Genomic DNA, 16,796 nt, shown 5'->3' on the forward strand with positions numbered 1-16,796 from the left:
CCTGGCCGACGTGTCCGGCGCTGGCTAAGATTGGTGCATTACGTCTCATGATTGAAAACTATAGGTCACTTTGCACATCCCTGAGATCCGGCTCACACCCCTACGCTGGATGAGGGAAACCGACAACTACTCACGAACGGACGTCAACGATGACTGTGCCAACACTCTCCGGACCTGCCACAGGCCGTCCAGCCGGCCGTCCCGGGCTGGGCGCGCAACTGCTACGCCGGAAGCCCATCGGACAGATGGTCAGCGAAGCGGAAAGCGGCCATGGCGGACCGAAGCTGGTCCGCAGCTTCGGGGTCCTGCAGCTGACCATGATCAGCGTCGGCGCCACCCTGGGGACCGGCATCCTGGTGATCCTCGGCGAATCTGTTCCGCTGGCCGGGCCCGCCATTTGGATCTCGTTCGCCATCGCCGGGTTCGCCGCGCTGCTTTCAGCCGTCTCTTATGCAGAAATGGCGGGCATGGTCCCCGTGTCCGGTTCCAGTTATTCGTACACCTACGCCACGATGGGCGAAGGCATGGCCTGGATCTGCGGCTGGTGCCTGGTCCTCGAGTACGCCGTCTCCGTCGCGGCTGTTGCCGTGGGCGCGGGCCAGTACGTGAACGAGGCTCTGGCAGTGTTCGGGCAGGTCCTGCCTGACGCCGTGTCCCAGCCCCCGGGCGGCGGCGGCCTGGTCAATGTCCCTGCCATGGTCATCGTGGTGCTGGCAACCATCCTGCTGGTCCGCGGAGCTAGGGAAAGCGCCTGGATCAACACGTCCATCGTTGTGGTGAAGGTGGGCATCCTCCTCTTCTTCTGCGTCGTGGCCTTCACCGCTTTCAATGCGGGCAACTTCGAACCGCTCCTGCCGATGGGCGCCGCCGGAGTCTCCGCGGCCGCATCCCGGGTCTTCTTCTCCTACATCGGCTTCGACGCAGCCTCCACCGCCGGCGAGGAAGCCCGCAACCCCAAGCGCGACCTGCCCCGCGCCATCATGCTCTCCATGGTCATCGTCACCACCATCTACGTCCTGGTGGCCGTCGCAGCCATTGGCGCCCGCCCCTGGGGTTGGTTCGACGGCACCGAAGCGGCCCTCGTGAAGATCCTGGAGGAAACTACCGGCCAGCCCTGGATCGCCCTTGTCTTCGCTGTCGGCGCCGTCCTGGCGATCGCGAGCATCGTCCTGACTGTCCTGTACGGCCAGACCCGCATCCTGCTCTCCATGTCCCGCGACGGGCTCATTCCGAAGGTCTTCGGCCGCGTCTCCCGCCGTACCGGCACCCCCGCGGCGGGCACGCTCCTGGTGGGCACCGCCGTCGCCCTCACCGCCGGGCTCGTCCCGCTTGGCGCCCTGGCCGACGCCACGAGCATCGGAACCCTGTTCGCCTTCGCCCTGGTCAACGTGGCCGTGATCTACCTGCGCCGCACCCGGCCCGAGCTGGAGCGTACGTTCCGCGTGCCGTTTTTCCCCCTGACCCCGATCCTCGGCGCCCTGATGTGCGCGTACCTCATGGCCAACCTCGGGGCCGAGACCTGGGTGACCTTCGGAATCTGGATGCTGGTGGGCCTGGCGGCCTACTTCGGCTATGGCCGCCGGAACTCCAGGGTGGCGGCGCTGAGCCTGGAGGAATACCGTGAGCTGAGCAGGCCGGAATCTTCAACACAGTCCACCCCCGAACGAACGAAGGCAGAGCTTTAATGACCGTCGCCACCGAACTCCCGGCTTCCGACCCGGCCAGCACCCAGGCTGGCCCCATCACTATGCTGAACCCTGATTTTCCGTTCAGCTACGACCACTACCTGGCCCACCCGGCAGGGCTCGGCGCGGTTCCGCCGGAGCTTTACGGCACCGAAGTCGCCGTTGTCGGGGCAGGCCTGTCTGGCCTCGTCACGGCGTACGAATTGATGAAGATGGGCCTGCGTCCTGTTGTCTACGAAGCGGACCAGATCGGCGGCCGCCTGCGGACTGCCAGTTTCACGTCCGCTCCCGGCGTGGTGGCCGATCTTGGCGGGATGCGGTTCCCTGTGTCCGGCAGGGCCTTCTACCACTACGTTGACCTGCTGGGACTGGACACCCAGGATTTCCCCAACCCGCTGGCACCCGTCACCTCCAGTACCGTGATCGAACTGGCCGGCCAGAAATACTACGCCGAGACCGCCCAGGACCTGCCGCCGTTCTTCCGCGAGGTGGCCGATGCCTGGAAGGCCGCGGTGAACGACGGAGCGAAGTTCGTCGAAATGCAGGAGGCCATCCGGGCCCGGGACACGGGCCGGATCAAGAAACTCTGGAACGAGCTGCTGCCGCTGATGGACGAGCAGACCTTCTATGGGTTCATCGCCGGGAGCGAGTCCTTCAAGGAAGCCGGCTTTGCGCACCGTGAGGCCTTTGGCCAGGTGGGCTTCGGCACCGGCGGCTGGGACACCGACTTCCCCAATTCCATCCTTGAAATTCTCCGCGTGGTCTATACCGACGCCGATGACCAGCACCGGCTCATCAGCGGGGGAGCCCAACGGCTCCCCGAGGCACTGTGGCAGCACGCGCCGTCGGGCATGGCCAACTGGCCGGACGGAACGTCCCTGGCGTCGCTCCACTCCGGCTCGCCCCGCGGGGCTGTGGGCAAGATCAGCCGCGATGCCGACGGCGACCTCCGGATCCGGGAGCGCTGGGGCCGCGAGGCAAGCTACCCTGCCGTGGTGACCACGTGCCAGTCGTGGCTGCTGTCCACACGAATCCACACCGAGGAGGCACTGTTCCCGGCCGAACTGTGGACCGCGATCGAGCGCTCTCACTACATGCAGTCGTCCAAGACGTTTGTGATGGTGGACCGGCCGTTCTGGAAGGACACCGATCCGGACACCGGCCGTGAGGTCCTGTCCATGACCCTGACGGACCGGCTGAACAGGGCCACGTACCTCCTGGATGACGGCCCGGACAAGCCCGCCGTGATCCTGCTGTCCTACACGTGGAATGATGACGCGCTCAAATGGCTGTCGCTGGATGCTGACGAGCGGGTTGAGCTGATGCTGCACTCGCTGGAGCAGATTTACCCGAACGTGGATATTGCCAGCCACATCGTGGGCCAGCCAATTACCGTTTCCTGGGAAGCGGACCCCAACTTCATGGGGGCCTTCAAAGCGAACCTGCCGGGGCATTACCGCTACCAGCAGCGGCTCTTCACGCACTTCAAGCAGGACAAACTGCCCGAATCCCAGCGTGGGATCTTCCTCGCCGGTGACGACGTGTCCTTCACCGCGGGCTGGGCCGAAGGCGCCGTAACCACCGGCCTGAACGCCGTGTGGGGTGTGGTGAACCATTTGGGCGGGTCCTCGGCGCCGGGCAATCCGGGCCCCGGCGAACTCCTGGACGCCATCGGGCCTATTCCGCTGGATTAAGGGTGGGGACTAGCCGTGCAGCTCCCGGTGCGCCCGCGCCAGTTCGACGTACCGGACGGCGTTCTGCCGCACGCCGTCGAACTCCTCGTCGGTGAGTTCCCGCCGTACCTTGGCGGGGACCCCGGCCACGAGTGACCGGGGCGGCACAACCGTCCCTTCCAGGACCACCGCGCCCGCTGCTACGAGTGAGCCTGTGCCAATCACCGCTCCGTTGAGGACCGTGGCCCCCATGCCGATCAGGCAGTTGTCCTCCACCGTGCAGCCATGGACCACCGCGGCGTGCCCCACGCTGACCCCGGCCCCGACTGTGCAGGGGAAGCCAGGATCTGCGTGGAGGACCACGTTGTCCTGCAGGTTACTGCCGGCGCCGACGCTGATGGCGGCCGTGTCCGCCCGGACCGAAACACCATAAAAGGCGCTCGAATCCAAAGCGAGCGTGGCCTTGCCGATGATCGACGCCGTCGGGGCGATGAAGGCGGATGCATGAACGGCCGGTGATTCGCCGGCGAAATCGTATAGGGGAGCCATGGGCCAAGCCTAGGACATCAGCGCAGGGGTGCGGAGTATCAGGAACTGGTAGTGCTGCGTCCAGTTCCCGGCGCCCGGGCCGGATTCTTCGCCCGTGCCCTCCGGCCAGGTGACAAAATCCTCGATCGTGCCGTGCCGTCCGAAAACCCGCCGCACTGTTTCGTCGCGGCGCCGGCTGAAGAAGCGCCGGGGTTCGAGGTCGTCCTCCGGGTTCAGACCTTCTTCGTCGTCACCGGACCAGAGGCCGACGGCGATGGGCGCGTTGGGTGCCGCGACGCGCACCAGTTCACGCAGGACGCCGTCGATATCGGCGGCGGGGATGTGCAGCAGCGTGCTCATTGACCAAACCGCGGGAAACGTGCCATCGGCGAACGGCAGGCTCCGGGCGCTTGCCACCGAGACGTCGAGGCCTTTGGACCGGGCCTGCCGGACGTGGCCCTCGGCGAGGTCAACGCCGGTGTAATGGATCCCGGCCTGGACAAACGTCAGCCCGTCCAGTCCCGTGCCCGTGCCTATTTCCAGGACGCCGTGGCGGGCTTCGGATTTCAGCAGGCTGATGAACAGTCCGCGCTGTTCCACCCGCCGGGGCGACAGGGGATGATCCCAGCCGGACGCGGCGCGGCGGTTGTAGAACTCGGCGAGACGCTGTTCGCTGCCGTGTTCCTTCATCGCCGCCTCAGCTGGCTCCATGGCCCAGTCCTTTGGTGAAAGTCCTCTTAATTAAAGACGACTGTCCGGTTGCCGTCCAGCAGCACACGGTGTTCGGCATGCCATTGGACGGCCTGAGTCAGAGTGCGGCCTTCAACGGCCCGGCCCATCTGCACGAACTGCTCCGGGGTGCGGGCGTGATCCACGCGGATAACTTCCTGCTCGATGATTGGTCCCTCGTCCAGGGCGGCGGTGACGTAATGGGCGGTAGCGCCGATCAGCTTGACGCCGCGGGCATGGGCCTGGTGGTAGGGTTTAGCGCCCTTGAAGGACGGCAGGAATGAGTGGTGGATGTTGATGGCCTTGCCGGTAAGGTCCGCGCACAGCTCATCCGAAATGATCTGCATGTAGCGGGCCAGGACGGTCAGTTCGATATCGTGCTCGGCCATAAGGGCGCGGAGCTTGTCCTCGGCCTGGGCCTTGGTGTGCGGAGTGACCTGGATGTGGTGGAACGGGATGCCGTAGAACTCGGCCAGCCCGGCCAGGTCACGGTGGTTGGAGACAATGGCGGGGATCTCGATGGGCAGGCTACCGGAACGCTGCTGGAACAGGATGTCGTTGAGGCAGTGCGCGGACGTGCTGGCCATCAGCAGCGTGCGCACCTTCTGGCCCACGGGGTTGAGGCTCCACTGCATGCCGAAGGAGTGGGCCACCGGCCCAAGGGCTGCCTGGACTTCGGCCCGGGAAGCCGTCGTGGTTGCTTCCACCCGCATAAAGAAGTTGCCGGTTGCGGGGCTGCCGTACTGCTGCGAGTCCAAAATATTACAGCCCGCCACCAGCAGCGCTCCGGCCACGGCGTGGACAATTCCGGGGCGGTCCGGGCAGGACAATGTCAATACGTAAGCTCGGTTCAGCTGCTCTTCAGTCACGACTACAAGCCTACCCGCGCGGCGCGTCCGCGTTTGGTAGTCTGGTGGGGTCGCAACTGGCGTTGGGTGGCTAACCACCAGGGAGTGGCAATCACGAAGACCACGGATCGTACGCCTGGGCCGAGGGTCATGTCTTACCGGAGCTGCACCCTTTAAGGATGCAGCTCACTTTCATGCCCTGTCATCAAGGGGCGGTGTGGTGCGCCAGCCGGTAGCCTGACCTTAGCAGTGCCCGTATCCCTAGCCAGGAGTTTTTCGTGACTACTACCGCCACCACATCAGCCGCCGTCAGCAACCAGTCGCTGGCCGATCTCGATCCCGAAATCGCCGCAGTACTCAACCAGGAACTTGGCCGCCAGCGCGGCACCCTGGAAATGATCGCCTCCGAAAACTTCGCCCCGCGCGCCGTGATGGAAGCCCAGGGCTCGGTCCTGACCAACAAGTATGCCGAGGGTTACCCGGGCCGCCGATACTACGGCGGCTGCGAATATGTGGACATCGCCGAGCAGCTGGCCATCGACCGCGTCAAGGCACTGTTCGGTGCCGAGTACGCCAACGTCCAGCCGCACTCCGGTGCGCAGGCCAACGCCGCAGCACTGTCCGCCATGATCACCCCCGGTGACAAAATCCTGGGCCTCTCCCTGGCTCACGGCGGCCACCTGACCCACGGCATGAAGCTCAACTTCTCCGGCAAGCTCTACAACGTCGCTGCCTACCAGGTGGAGCCGGACAATTTTCGCGTTGACATGGACAAGCTGCGCGAGCAGGCCATCGCCGAGAAGCCCCAGGTCATCATTGCCGGCTGGTCCGCTTACCCGCGCCACCTGGACTTCGCAGCCTTCCGCTCCATCGCCGATGAAGTGGGTGCGCTGCTCTGGACCGACATGGCCCACTTCGCCGGACTGGTGGCAGCCGGCCTGCACCCGAGCCCGGTGCCTTACTCCGACGTCGTCACCTCCACCGTGCACAAGACCCTCGCCGGCCCCCGCTCCGGTGTGATCCTGGCCAAGCAGGAGTGGGCAAAGAAGATCAACTCCAATGTCTTCCCGGGCCAGCAGGGCGGCCCGCTCATGCACGTCATCGCGGCCAAGGCCGTGGCCTTCAAGATCGCCGGCACCGAGGAATTCAAGGAGCGCCAGGAGCGTGTCCTCGAAGGCGCCAAGATCCTTGCCGAGCGCCTCAACCAAGCCGACGTCGCCGAAGCAGGCGTCTCCGTCCTGACCGGCGGCACGGACGTGCACCTGGTCCTGGTGGACCTGCGCAACTCCCAGCTGGACGGACAGCAGGCCGAGGACCTCCTGCACTCCGTGGGCATCACCGTGAACCGCAACGCGGTCCCGTTCGACCCGCGCCCGCCGATGGTCACCTCCGGCCTGCGCATCGGCACCCCGGCCCTGGCCACCCGCGGCTTCGGCGCCGAGGAGTTCACCGAGGTGGCCGAGATCATCGCCACCGCCCTGAAGGCTGGCTCCGCCACGGACGTGGAGGCCCTGCAGTCCCGCGTGGACAAGCTCGCCGCCGATTTCCCGCTGTACCCGCAGCACGAGCAGTGGTAATCCATGACCACTGCGACTGGAACTGCACAGATTCTTGACGGCAAGGCTGCCGCCGCTGCCATCAAGGCCGAACTGACCGAACGTGTGGCCGCGCTCAAGGCCAAGGGTGTTACCCCCGGACTGGGCACCATTTTGGTGGGCTCCGACCCCGGGAGCACTTGGTATGTGGGCGGCAAGCATAAGGATTGCGCCGAGGTGGGCATCACGTCCATCCGTCGCGACCTCCCCGAGGAAACCACGCAGGACGAACTCCTGGCGGTGGTCCGTGAGCTGAACGGGAACCCGGAGTGCACCGGCTACATCGTGCAGCTTCCCTTGCCCAAGCACATCAACCAGGACGTCATCCTGGAGGCCATGGATCCGGACAAGGACGCCGACGGCCTGCACCCGATGAATCTTGGCCGCCTGGTGGCCAACGTCGGCGGACCCATGACGTCGCCGCTGCCGTGCACGCCCAAGGGCTGCGTGGAGCTGCTCACCCGGCACGGTATCAGCCTCAAGGGCAAGCGCGTCCTGGTGGTGGGCCGCGGTGTGACCATCGGCCGGCCCGTCGGGCTGCTGCTGACCCGCAAGGATGTCAACGCCACGGTCATCCTGGCGCACACCGGGACCGTGGACCTGGCCGCCGAACTCCGCCAGGCCGACGTCGTGATCGCTGCTGCGGGCGTCCCGCACATAATCAAGGCGGCAGACCTGAAACCGGGCGCCATAGTGCTCGACGTCGGCGTGAGCCGAGTGGAGGACGGCAACGGCAAGGCGGTGGTTACCGGAGACGTGGACCCCGCGGCTGCTGACGTCGCCGCATGGATCTCCCCGAACCCGGGCGGCGTGGGGCCGATGACCCGCGCCATGCTGCTGGCCAACGTGGTGGAAACCGCGGAACGCCAGGCAGGGCTCGCCTAACCGCAAGAACAGTACGACGGCGGTCCCGCACCTTCTCGCGAAGGGCGCGGGCCGCCGTCGGGCTTTAACCGCAGGGATGTGGTGTTCGCCGGGGGTGGAAGGGGCCGTGGGGCGCTGCGGCGTTTGAGACAATGGACCCATGCGATCTCTGGGTAACCCTCAAACTCCGTCCGGCCGGTCCAAGGGCGGCTTCTCCATGCTCAGGATCAGTGGCCCGGGAATGATGGTTTTTGTCATCGCTTTCCTCGTTGCCGTGATCTTTGCGGCCAATCAGAACGATGTCGTGGGCTGGGTTGTCGCCGTCATCGCCGCTTTCTGGCTGGCCCTGGCAGCCTTTGTCGTGTTCAGCATCCAGAAGGCCGCCAAAAAAGCCGGCGCCAAGCTGACCGAGGCCCAGAACGCCTTCAACACTGCAGCCGGCCGGGCGCCGTCGTCGTCCTCGGCCGACCATGGCGGCACCCGGGTGGTGTACGAACGCACCGACGCGGACGCGGTCCGCGACCTCAAGCTGGACCACTCGTTCAAGATCGTCCAGGTGCAGATCCAGGTGGTGGAGAAGGAGCGCGCCAAAGGTGAAGCCGCGGACCAGGACACGATCCGCCGCGCGCTGGAGACCATCGAGATCACCGCCACCAACGCCCGCGACATGATCCGCGCCGGCGGCGGCACCGGCGACCCGGTCAGCGGAACCATCATCGACTAGAGTGGTGCGGGTGATCTCGGCATTGAAGAAGGACCACCTTCGCATCGCATCAGTCAACGTCAACGGCCTCCGGGCTGCCTACAAGAACGGTATGGCGGCATGGCTGGAGCCCCGCGAGGTGGACATTCTCTGCCTCCAAGAAGTCCGGGCGCCTGACGCGATCGTGCGCCAGCTGCTCGGTGATGGTTGGCACATCCTGCACGCCGAAGCCGAGGCCAAAGGCCGCGCCGGTGTCGCCATTGCGTCCCGTGAAGAGCCGCTGGAAACCCGCAACGGCATCGGCGACGACTACTTCGCAACCGCCGGCCGCTGGGTTGAGGCTGATTTCAGGGTGGCTGACGCCGCGGGGAACCCCGCGCAGCTGACCGTCGCCAGCGCCTACGTGCACTCCGGCGGCGTGGGAACCCCGAAGCAGGTGGATAAGTACCGTTTCCTGGACGTCATGACCACCAGATTGCCGGAGCTGACCAAGCACAGCGACCACGCCCTCGTGGTTGGCGACCTGAACGTGGGCCACACCGAACGGGACATCAGGAACTGGAAGGGCAACGTCAAGAAGGCCGGCTTCCTGCCTGACGAGCGCGCTTACTTTGACCGCTTCTTCGGCGAGGACATCGGCTGGAAGGATGTCCACCGGGGCCTTGCTGGAGACGTCGACGGCCCCTACACTTGGTGGTCGCAGCGTGGCCAGGCGTTCGACAACGACACCGGATGGCGCATCGACTACCACATGGCAACCCCGGCACTCGCCGCCGCCGCGTTTTCGGCAGTGGTTGACCGGGCGCCCTCGTGGGACACCCGCTTCTCTGACCATGCTCCGCTGGTAGTGGACTACCGGCTCTAAGCCCCGAAGGTTCTTCCCCATGACTAGCCCGACTTCACCGGTGACCAAAAAACGCATCCTCTCAGGTGCCAAGCCCACGGCCGACTCCCTGCACCTGGGCAACTACATTGGCGCTGTCCGCAACTGGGTGGACATGCAAGCCGAATATGATGCCGTCTTCTTCATCCCGGACCTTCACGCCATCACAGTGGACTTCGATCCCGCCGAACTGGCCAAGCGCACCCGTGTGGTTGCCGCGCAGTACATCGCCGCCGGCATCGACCCGGACAAGAGCATCTTCTTTGTGCAGTCCCATGTCCCCGAGCACGCCCAGCTGGCCTGGGCCTTGAACTGCATCACCGGTTTCGGCGAGGCTTCCCGGATGACCCAGTTCAAGGACAAGACGCAGAAGTCGGGCGCGGACGCCGCGACGCTTGGCCTGTTCGCATACCCCACGCTCATGGCAGCCGACATCCTGCTGTACCAGACGGACCTCGTGCCGGTGGGCGAAGACCAGCGGCAGCATCTGGAGCTTACCCGGAACCTGGCCCAGCGCTTCAACACACGCTACGGCCCCACGTTCACTGTGCCGGAGGCCACCATCCTCAAGGCCAGCGCCAAGATCTACGACCTGCAGAACCCCAGCGCCAAGATGTCCAAGACGGGGGAGTCGCCCAACGGTTCCATCCAACTGCTGGAGGATCCCAAGCTCGCGGCCAAGCGCATCAAGTCCGCGGTCACCGACACCGGATCCGAGGTCCGGTTCGATGCCGAAGCCAAGCCCGGGATCTCCAACCTCCTCACCATCTACTCCACCCTCACCGGGAAGTCCGTGGCCGAGCTGGAGGCTGTGTACGGGGGCAAGATGTACGGCCACCTGAAAGTGGACCTCGCGGAGGTCATGGTGGACTTCATCACGCCGCTGCGGAACCGCACCAATGAACTGATGGCCGACCCCGCCGAGCTGGACCGGCTCCTGGCCCAGGGTGCTGAGCGGGCCAGGGAGATCGCCGCAGTTACCCTAGGTCAGGTCTATGAGCGTATGGGCTTCCTTCCGTCCCTGAGCCTTGCAGGAGTCCGCTAGCTCGATGTCCGCCGCCAGCAATGTCAGTGAAGGAATGAGCGTAGGCGTCATTTTGGGATTCCCCCCTGCCATCGCGGAAGAACTTCAACGGTGGCGCGCCTCGTTTGGCGATCCCATGGCCGGGGTGATCCCAGCCCACATCACCCTGGTCACCACCACCCCCGCCAAGGACTGGGAGGCAACGCGGGAGCACGTCCGTGAGGTCGCCAGGGCCCAGGCCCCGTTTATGGTCACGATCGCAGGAACGGGAACCTTCCGGCCGGTGTCCCCGGTGGTCTACATCAACGTTGAGGAGGGTTTCGACGCCTGCGTGGACCTCCACGAAAAGCTCCAGACAGGCCCGCTCCAGCGGGATCTGCCGTTCTCCTATCACCCGCACGTGACGATCGCCCACGATGTTGCGCCCGAAAGCCTCGACGAAGCCGAAACGGTGCTGAAGGACTATAGGGCGACGTTCCCTGTGGTTAGCATGGGACTTTACGAGCACGATGCTGACGGCATCTGGCAGCTACGGGAAGAGTTGGACTTTGGGACCGAAACTGACAACGACGCCGGGACCTGGGCCGCGGACGCGGCCGCCAACTCCGGGGGATCCGCCTCTTCCCACTGAACGCGCGCGGCTGAGGCTGGCCGTCATCCAAAAGCGGATGGAATGGGGCAAAACCAAGAGGTCCGACGGCGGCCCGGTGGCCGGCATGATGGCAATGTTCCAGTGGCTCCTCGCGCGGCTGAATGCCTTCCGGCCGATGCGGGCCTGGCAACACTACAACCTCCAGCACGGTCCGCTGATGAGCGCCGGTATCGGTTTCCGGATGTTCTTCTCCATCACCGGCCTGCTGGCCACTGGCTTTTCCATCGCCGGGTTGGTGCTGCGGGGCCAGCCCGCCCTCCTGGACACCATTATCTCGAGCGTGGCGCAGAGTGCTCCCGGGCTGTTGAAGCTGAATGGCGGCGAGGGCCTGGTGGATCCGCAGGACCTGCTGAACCCTGAGGGTCTAGGCTGGACGGCGGTGATCGCGGCAGTGGTCACGATCGTGACGTCGCTGGGCTGGATCGCTGCGTTGCGGGACGGCGTTCGTGGCGTGATGGAGCACCCGCCCCTGAAGATTAACCCGGTTGTCCTGAAACTGCGCGACGCCGGCACGCTGCTCCTCCTGGGCATGGCCCTGGTAGTCAGCGCCGGAGCTTCCCTCGTATTTGGAACCGCCGCAGGCTGGGTCACGGATTTCCTGCAACTAGACGACGCCGTGGCGGGTCCGCTGACCACGCTGATCAAGATAGGCGTTCCGCTGACGCTTAACTGGATCACCGCGGTGATCATGTTCCGCCTTGTCGGCGGCCTGGAGCTTTCCAGGCGGGCGCTGCTGGAAGGTACCATCCTGGCCGGCGTCGGGACGGCTGCGCTGCAGGTCTTCAGTGCCGAACTGCTTGCCGGCGCCGGCCGGAATCCCATCCTGGCGCCGTTCGCCATTATCATCGGCCTGCTGATCTGGTTCAACCTGGTCAGCCAGGTCTACCTCGTGTGCGCCAGCTGGTCCGCCATCCGGGAAGTGGACCTGCGCAGCGTTTCCGCGGAGCACGAGAAGGCCGGGTGGGGCTCACGGCACGTCCAGCCGGGCAAAGTGCCGGTGGAGGGGCGCACCGACAACGACCGTGCCGGCGCGGCGGCTACTTCCCGGCGTCGAGGTACTGGTCGGCCCAGGCAGCGATGATCCTGGCCGCCCGCGCTGCCTGGCCCTTGCCGGTCAGGAGGTGGTCGCTTCCCTCGAGGGACACGAAGTTCCGGGGGTGGCGGGCGGTCTGGAAGATGGAGCTGGCGTTCTCGATGCCCACGGTGTTGTCCGTGGGGGAGTGGAGCACCATCAGCGGCTTGTGCAGCTGCCGGATGCAGTCCGTGAGGTCCGCGTTCTCAAGGTCTTCCACAAAGTGTTTCCGGATCTCCACGCGTTTCCCGCCGAGGTCCACCTCGGCGCTGCCTTCGCTGAGGATCTTGTCCAGGGCGGCGTCGAAGACGTGCGCCACGTGCTTGGGTGAGAAGGGGGCACCGACTGTCGCGACGGCGTCGAGCTCCGGGATCTGGCGGGCGGCGGAAAGCACGGCGGCACCGCCGAACGAGTGGCCCACCAGCAGGGAGATGGCCTTGCCCTGGGCGCGCATGAACTCGGCGGCCTTCACAGTGTCGGCCACTTTGTGGCTGAAGGAGCCCTCCGACCAATAGCCTGCGGACTCGCCCAACCCCAGGTTGTCGAACCGGAGCATCCCAATGCCGGTGTCAGCCAGGGTTTTGCACATCCGGGACGCCGCCGGGCTGTCCTTGCCAAGGGTGAAACCGTGGGAGAACACACCCCAGCCCCGCACCGGCCCCTCCGGGATATCGATGATGCCGGACAGGAGCTCGCCGGTGGATCCTTCGAAGCTGACTTTTTCGGAGCGGGACATCGCGAGCTGCTTTCGTTGGTGGCGTCAGGTGTTAAACAACGACGGCGCCCATCCCACCTAAGGTGGGTGACGCCGTCGTAAGCAAGAACCTGAATTAGATCTTACGGGAGAGAATTGCCTGCTTGACCTCGGCAATTGCCTGGGTCACCTGGATGCCACGTGGGCATGCTTCGGAGCAGTTGAAGGTGGTGCGGCAACGCCACACGCCTTCCTTGTCGTTCAGGATTTCCAGACGCATGTCGCCGGCATCATCACGGGAATCGAAGATGAAGCGGTGGGCGTTGACGATCGCGGCCGGGCCGAAGTACTGGCCATCGGTCCAGAACACCGGGCAGGAGGACGTGCACGCCGCGCAGAGGATGCACTTGGTGGTGTCGTCGAAGCGTTCACGGTCCTCGGCAGACTGCAGGCGTTCCTTGGTGGGTTCGTGGCCCTTGTTGATCAGGAACGGCATGACTTCGCGGAACGACTGGAAGAACGGCTCCATGTCCACGATCAGGTCCTTCTCCACCGGCAGGCCCTTGATGGGCTCAACGGTGATGGGCTTGGTGGTGTCCAGGTCCTTCAGGAGCGTCTTGCAGGCAAGGCGGTTGCGGCCGTTGATGCGCATGGCATCGGAACCGCAGACACCGTGGGCACAGGAACGGCGGAATGAAACGCTGCCGTCAATTTCCCACTTGACCTTGTGCAGGGCATCCAGCACGCGGTCGGTGCCGTACATGGTCACCTTGAAGTCTTCCCACGTGGCGTCCTCGGACACCTCAGGGTTGTAACGGCGTACGCGCAGGGTGACGTCGAACGTGGGGATCTCTCCGCCGCCTCCGATGTGTGCGGGCAGTTCGATCTTGGAGGCTGGCTCAGCAAGTTCAGCGGTCATCTTAGTACTTCCTCACCATCGGCTCGTAACGGGTAAAGACGACCGGTTTGGTGCCCAGACGGATGCCGGCTGTTGTTTCCGCGGTCCCCGCGGTGCCGTCGGCCGGGGCGCGGTCATCCTTGTACGCCATGGAGTGCTTCATGAATTTATCGTCATCGCGTTCCGGGAAGTCCTCGCGGAAGTGTCCGCCGCGGGATTCCTCCCGGTGCAGGGCCGCCACGGTCATGACCTTGGCCAGTTCCAGCAGGAAGCCCAGCTCGACGGCTTCGAGCAGGTCCAGGTTGAAGCGCTTGCCCTTGTCCTGGACGCTGATCTTCTTGTACCGCGCCTCGAAGGACTCGATGTCCGTGAGGACCTGGTTCAGCGTGTCAGCCGTACGGAACACCTGCATGTTGGCGTCCATGGTGTCCTGGAGTTCCTTGCGGATCACCGCCACCTTCTCGTCGCCGGTGCCGTTGCGGGCAATGTCCAGCAGCTCGATGGTGTAGGCCTCCGGATCCTCCGGGAGGTCCACGAAGTCAGCAGTCTTGGCGTACTCCGCGGCGGCGATGCCGGCGCGCTTGCCGAACACGTTGATGTCCAGCAGTGAGTTGGTGCCGAGGCGGTTGGAGCCGTGGACCGAAACGCAGGCAACCTCACCGGCGGCGTAAAGGCCCGGGATGACGGTGTCGTTGTCCTGCAGGACCTCGGTGGTGATGTTGGTGGGGATGCCGCCCATGGCGTAGTGCGCCGTGGGGAACACCGGAACCGGCTCCGTGTACGGTTCCACACCCAGGTAAGTGCGGGCGAACTCGGTGATGTCCGGGAGTTTGGCATCGATGTGTGCCGGCTCCAGGTGGGTCAGGTCAAGGAGGACGTAGTCCTTGTTCGGGCCGCAGCCGCGGCCTTCGCGGACTTCGTTGGCCATGGAGCGGGCCACGATGTCACGCGGTGCCAGGTCCTTGATGGTGGGGGCGTAGCGTTCCATAAATCGCTCACCCTCGGAGTTACGCAGGATGGCGCCCTCGCCGCGTGCGGCTTCGGAAAGCAGGATGCCCAGGCCGGCGAGGCCTGTCGGGTGGAACTGGAAGAACTCCATGTCCTCCAGCGGAATGCCCTTGCGGAACGCGATGCCCATGCCGTCGCCGGTCAGGGTGTGGGCGTTCGAGGTGGTCTTGAAGACCTTGCCGGCGCCGCCGGTAGCGAAGATCACGGACTTGGCCTGGAACACGTGCAGCTCACCGGAGGCGAGGTCATAGGACACGACGCCAGCAACGCGCTTCTGCTTGTACGGCGTGCCGTCCTCGCGGACGGCGTCTTCCTCGACCGTCAGGAGGTCAAGGACGTAGTACTCGTTGTAGAACTCCACGTTGTGCTTGACGCAGTTTTGGTACAGCGTCTGCAGGATCATGTGGCCGGTGCGGTCAGCTGCGTAGCAGGCGCGGCGGACGGGCGCCTTGCCGTGGTCGCGGGTGTGGCCGCCGAAGCGGCGCTGGTCGATCCGGCCTTCGGGCGTGCGGTTGAACGGCAGGCCCATCTTTTCCAGGTCCAGCACGGCGTCAATGGCTTCCTTCGCCATGACCTCGGCGGCGTCCTGGTCAACCAGGTAGTCGCCGCCCTTGATGGTGTCAAAGGTGTGCCATTCCCAGTTGTCTTCTTCGACATTGGCAAGGGCCGCACACATGCCACCCTGCGCAGCACCGGTGTGCGAGCGGGTGGGGTAGAGCTTGGTCAGTACTGCTGTTCGCGCGCGCTGACCGGACTCGATCGCGGCGCGCATGCCAGCGCCACCGGCACCGACGATGACGACGTCGTACTTATGGACCTGCATACTTGGGCGCTCTTTCTCTCAAAATTCGCTATAAAACAACGGGCGGGCGCTGCCTGCACCGCAAAACACAGCCTGCGGCTCACCGCGGGCAGCGGCTGAACTGGCTACGAGGGGCAGAAGCCGCCGGGCAGCGGAACACCGTCAACCACGGGGCACGGGTTGAACGTGAAGATCACCAGCGTGCCAAGGACGATGATCACGGTGGTGGCCGCGTAGAGGACGATCTTGAGCCAGAGACGGGTGGAATCCTTCTCGGCGTAGTCGTTGATGATGGTGCGTACGCCGTTGGTGCCGTGCAGCATGGCCAGCCACAGCATGGCGAGGTCCCAGACCTGCCAGAACGGGTCAGCCCACTTGCCGGCGACGAAGCCGAAGTCGATGGCGTGGATGCCCTCACCCACCAGGAGGTTCACGAAGAGGTGCCCGAAGATGAGCACCACCAGCACTAAGCCAGACAGGCGCATGAACAGCCACGCGAACATTTCGAAGTTGCCCCGGCTGGCGCCCGTGCGGCGGTACTGGGGGGAGATTTTGCCGCTGCTGTTTTTCCCGCTGCGTGGGCTGTCGATAGTTGCAGTCATGGCTTAGTGACCTCCGAGGGCGAGGGAAAGGTGGCGGATGGAGAAGCCGACCATAACAACTACCCACAGGGCCAGGACGGTCCACAGCATCTGGCGCTGGTACTTGGCGCCCTTCTGCCAGAAATCGACGGCGATGATCCGCAGGCCGTTAAAGGCGTGGAAGACGATCGCGGCAACCAGGCCCGTTTCACCCAGGGCCATAAGGGGGTTCTTGTAGGAACCGATAACAGCCGTGTAGGCCTCCGGGGACACACGCACCAATGAGGTGTCCAGCACATGGACCAACAAGAAGAAAAAGATCACTACACCGGTAATCCGGTGTCCTACCCAGGACCACATGCCTTCACGGCCGCGGTACAAGGTGCCAGCTGGTTTTGTCGGCACTGATAAACCTCCCTGCAACACAGCGGCGCTGGCATGAGATCCACGCGGGGGGAACGCCTGCTGCGAGAGCAACTCGTAGCTCAGGCCTAAATCTAGGCTTCGCTTACAGCTTATTCAATTTAGGAACTCCTTGGTGACCCGCAATGCCTGCG

At 64.8% G+C, this 16,796-nt stretch carries 17 protein-coding genes; 9 read left to right on the top strand and 8 right to left on the bottom strand.

Annotated elements, in window-relative coordinates; genetic code table 11:
• The first annotated feature begins 149 nt into the window (after nucleotides 1-149).
• Nucleotides 150-1,685, top strand: coding sequence for an amino acid permease (locus ACQCSV_RS06390; protein ID WP_354153969.1), 1,536 nt, complete (start codon nucleotides 150-152; stop codon nucleotides 1,683-1,685).
• Nucleotides 1,685-3,379, top strand: coding sequence for an NAD(P)/FAD-dependent oxidoreductase (locus tag ACQCSV_RS06395; protein WP_354153968.1), 1,695 nt, complete (start codon nucleotides 1,685-1,687; stop codon nucleotides 3,377-3,379). The genes ACQCSV_RS06390 and ACQCSV_RS06395 overlap by 1 nt, the downstream gene beginning before the upstream one ends.
• A gap of 9 nt (nucleotides 3,380-3,388) precedes the next feature.
• Here ACQCSV_RS06395 and ACQCSV_RS06400 read toward each other — a convergent pair whose 3' ends face one another.
• The 3 genes from ACQCSV_RS06400 to purU are packed head-to-tail and all read right to left on the bottom strand — an operon-like array spanning nucleotide 3,389 to nucleotide 5,484.
• Nucleotides 3,389-3,907 carry a gamma carbonic anhydrase family protein gene (locus ACQCSV_RS06400; RefSeq protein WP_282329315.1) on the bottom strand — a complete coding sequence of 173 codons (519 nt, stop codon included), beginning with the start codon at nucleotides 3,905-3,907 and terminating at the stop codon, nucleotides 3,389-3,391.
• A gap of 9 nt (nucleotides 3,908-3,916) precedes the next feature.
• On the bottom strand, nucleotides 3,917-4,597 hold the full coding sequence (locus tag ACQCSV_RS06405) for a class I SAM-dependent methyltransferase (RefSeq protein ID WP_354153967.1): 681 nt from the start codon (nucleotides 4,595-4,597) through the stop codon (nucleotides 3,917-3,919).
• A gap of 26 nt (nucleotides 4,598-4,623) precedes the next feature.
• Nucleotides 4,624-5,484 (bottom strand): formyltetrahydrofolate deformylase, encoded by an 861-nt coding sequence (purU, locus tag ACQCSV_RS06410; RefSeq protein ID WP_354153966.1) that lies wholly within the window; start codon nucleotides 5,482-5,484, stop codon nucleotides 4,624-4,626.
• A 257-nt stretch (nucleotides 5,485-5,741) separates the two neighbouring features.
• Between purU and glyA the strand changes: the two genes are divergently transcribed.
• The 7 genes from glyA (at nucleotide 5,742) to ACQCSV_RS06445 (ending at nucleotide 12,265) form a co-directional block, all read left to right on the top strand.
• Nucleotides 5,742-7,040, top strand: coding sequence for a serine hydroxymethyltransferase (glyA, locus tag ACQCSV_RS06415; RefSeq protein WP_354153965.1), 1,299 nt, complete (start codon nucleotides 5,742-5,744; stop codon nucleotides 7,038-7,040).
• A gap of 3 nt (nucleotides 7,041-7,043) precedes the next feature.
• Nucleotides 7,044-7,943: a bifunctional methylenetetrahydrofolate dehydrogenase/methenyltetrahydrofolate cyclohydrolase gene (locus tag ACQCSV_RS06420; RefSeq protein ID WP_426939358.1), complete on the top strand. Its 900-nt coding sequence runs from the start codon at nucleotides 7,044-7,046 to the stop codon at nucleotides 7,941-7,943.
• A gap of 139 nt (nucleotides 7,944-8,082) precedes the next feature.
• On the top strand, nucleotides 8,083-8,646 hold the full coding sequence (locus tag ACQCSV_RS06425; RefSeq protein ID WP_426939359.1) for a hypothetical protein: 564 nt from the start codon (nucleotides 8,083-8,085) through the stop codon (nucleotides 8,644-8,646).
• A gap of 10 nt (nucleotides 8,647-8,656) precedes the next feature.
• Nucleotides 8,657-9,490 (top strand): exodeoxyribonuclease III, encoded by an 834-nt coding sequence (locus ACQCSV_RS06430; RefSeq protein WP_426939360.1) that lies wholly within the window; start codon nucleotides 8,657-8,659, stop codon nucleotides 9,488-9,490.
• Between the two features lie 19 nt (nucleotides 9,491-9,509).
• A complete protein-coding gene (trpS, locus tag ACQCSV_RS06435) occupies nucleotides 9,510-10,553 on the top strand; it encodes a tryptophan--tRNA ligase (protein WP_426939361.1) in 1,044 nt (347 codons plus the stop codon).
• A 4-nt stretch (nucleotides 10,554-10,557) separates the two neighbouring features.
• The gene (locus tag ACQCSV_RS06440) at nucleotides 10,558-11,163 is read left to right on the top strand and encodes a 2'-5' RNA ligase family protein (protein WP_426939362.1); all 606 of its coding nucleotides are present in this window, start codon (nucleotides 10,558-10,560) and stop codon (nucleotides 11,161-11,163) included.
• A gap of 37 nt (nucleotides 11,164-11,200) precedes the next feature.
• A complete protein-coding gene (locus tag ACQCSV_RS06445; protein WP_426939363.1) occupies nucleotides 11,201-12,265 on the top strand; it encodes a YihY/virulence factor BrkB family protein in 1,065 nt (354 codons plus the stop codon).
• Here ACQCSV_RS06445 and ACQCSV_RS06450 read toward each other — a convergent pair.
• The 5 genes from ACQCSV_RS06450 to sdhC form a co-directional block, all read right to left on the bottom strand.
• Nucleotides 12,222-12,992, bottom strand: coding sequence for an alpha/beta fold hydrolase (locus ACQCSV_RS06450; RefSeq protein ID WP_354153958.1), 771 nt, complete (start codon nucleotides 12,990-12,992; stop codon nucleotides 12,222-12,224). The genes ACQCSV_RS06445 and ACQCSV_RS06450 overlap by 44 nt on opposite strands.
• Nucleotides 12,993-13,086: 94 nt before the next feature.
• Nucleotides 13,087-13,869, bottom strand: coding sequence for a succinate dehydrogenase iron-sulfur subunit (locus ACQCSV_RS06455; RefSeq protein ID WP_056347269.1), 783 nt, complete (start codon nucleotides 13,867-13,869; stop codon nucleotides 13,087-13,089).
• 1 nt (nucleotide 13,870) lies between these two features.
• Complete coding sequence (gene sdhA / locus ACQCSV_RS06460; protein WP_354153957.1) at nucleotides 13,871-15,679, bottom strand: succinate dehydrogenase flavoprotein subunit; 1,809 nt, start codon at nucleotides 15,677-15,679, stop codon at nucleotides 13,871-13,873.
• Nucleotides 15,680-15,783: 104 nt separating this feature from the next.
• Nucleotides 15,784-16,260 carry a succinate dehydrogenase hydrophobic membrane anchor subunit gene (locus ACQCSV_RS06465; RefSeq protein WP_426939364.1) on the bottom strand — a complete coding sequence of 159 codons (477 nt, stop codon included), beginning with the start codon at nucleotides 16,258-16,260 and terminating at the stop codon, nucleotides 15,784-15,786.
• A gap of 3 nt (nucleotides 16,261-16,263) precedes the next feature.
• On the bottom strand, nucleotides 16,264-16,644 hold the full coding sequence (gene sdhC, locus ACQCSV_RS06470; protein ID WP_426939365.1) for a succinate dehydrogenase, cytochrome b556 subunit: 381 nt from the start codon (nucleotides 16,642-16,644) through the stop codon (nucleotides 16,264-16,266).
• Nucleotides 16,645-16,796 lie beyond the last annotated feature (152 nt).

Origin of the sequence: Pseudarthrobacter sp. S3 (assembly GCF_050156905.1) — a bacterium.
Taxonomy (GTDB): Bacteria; Actinomycetota; Actinomycetes; order Actinomycetales; family Micrococcaceae; genus Arthrobacter.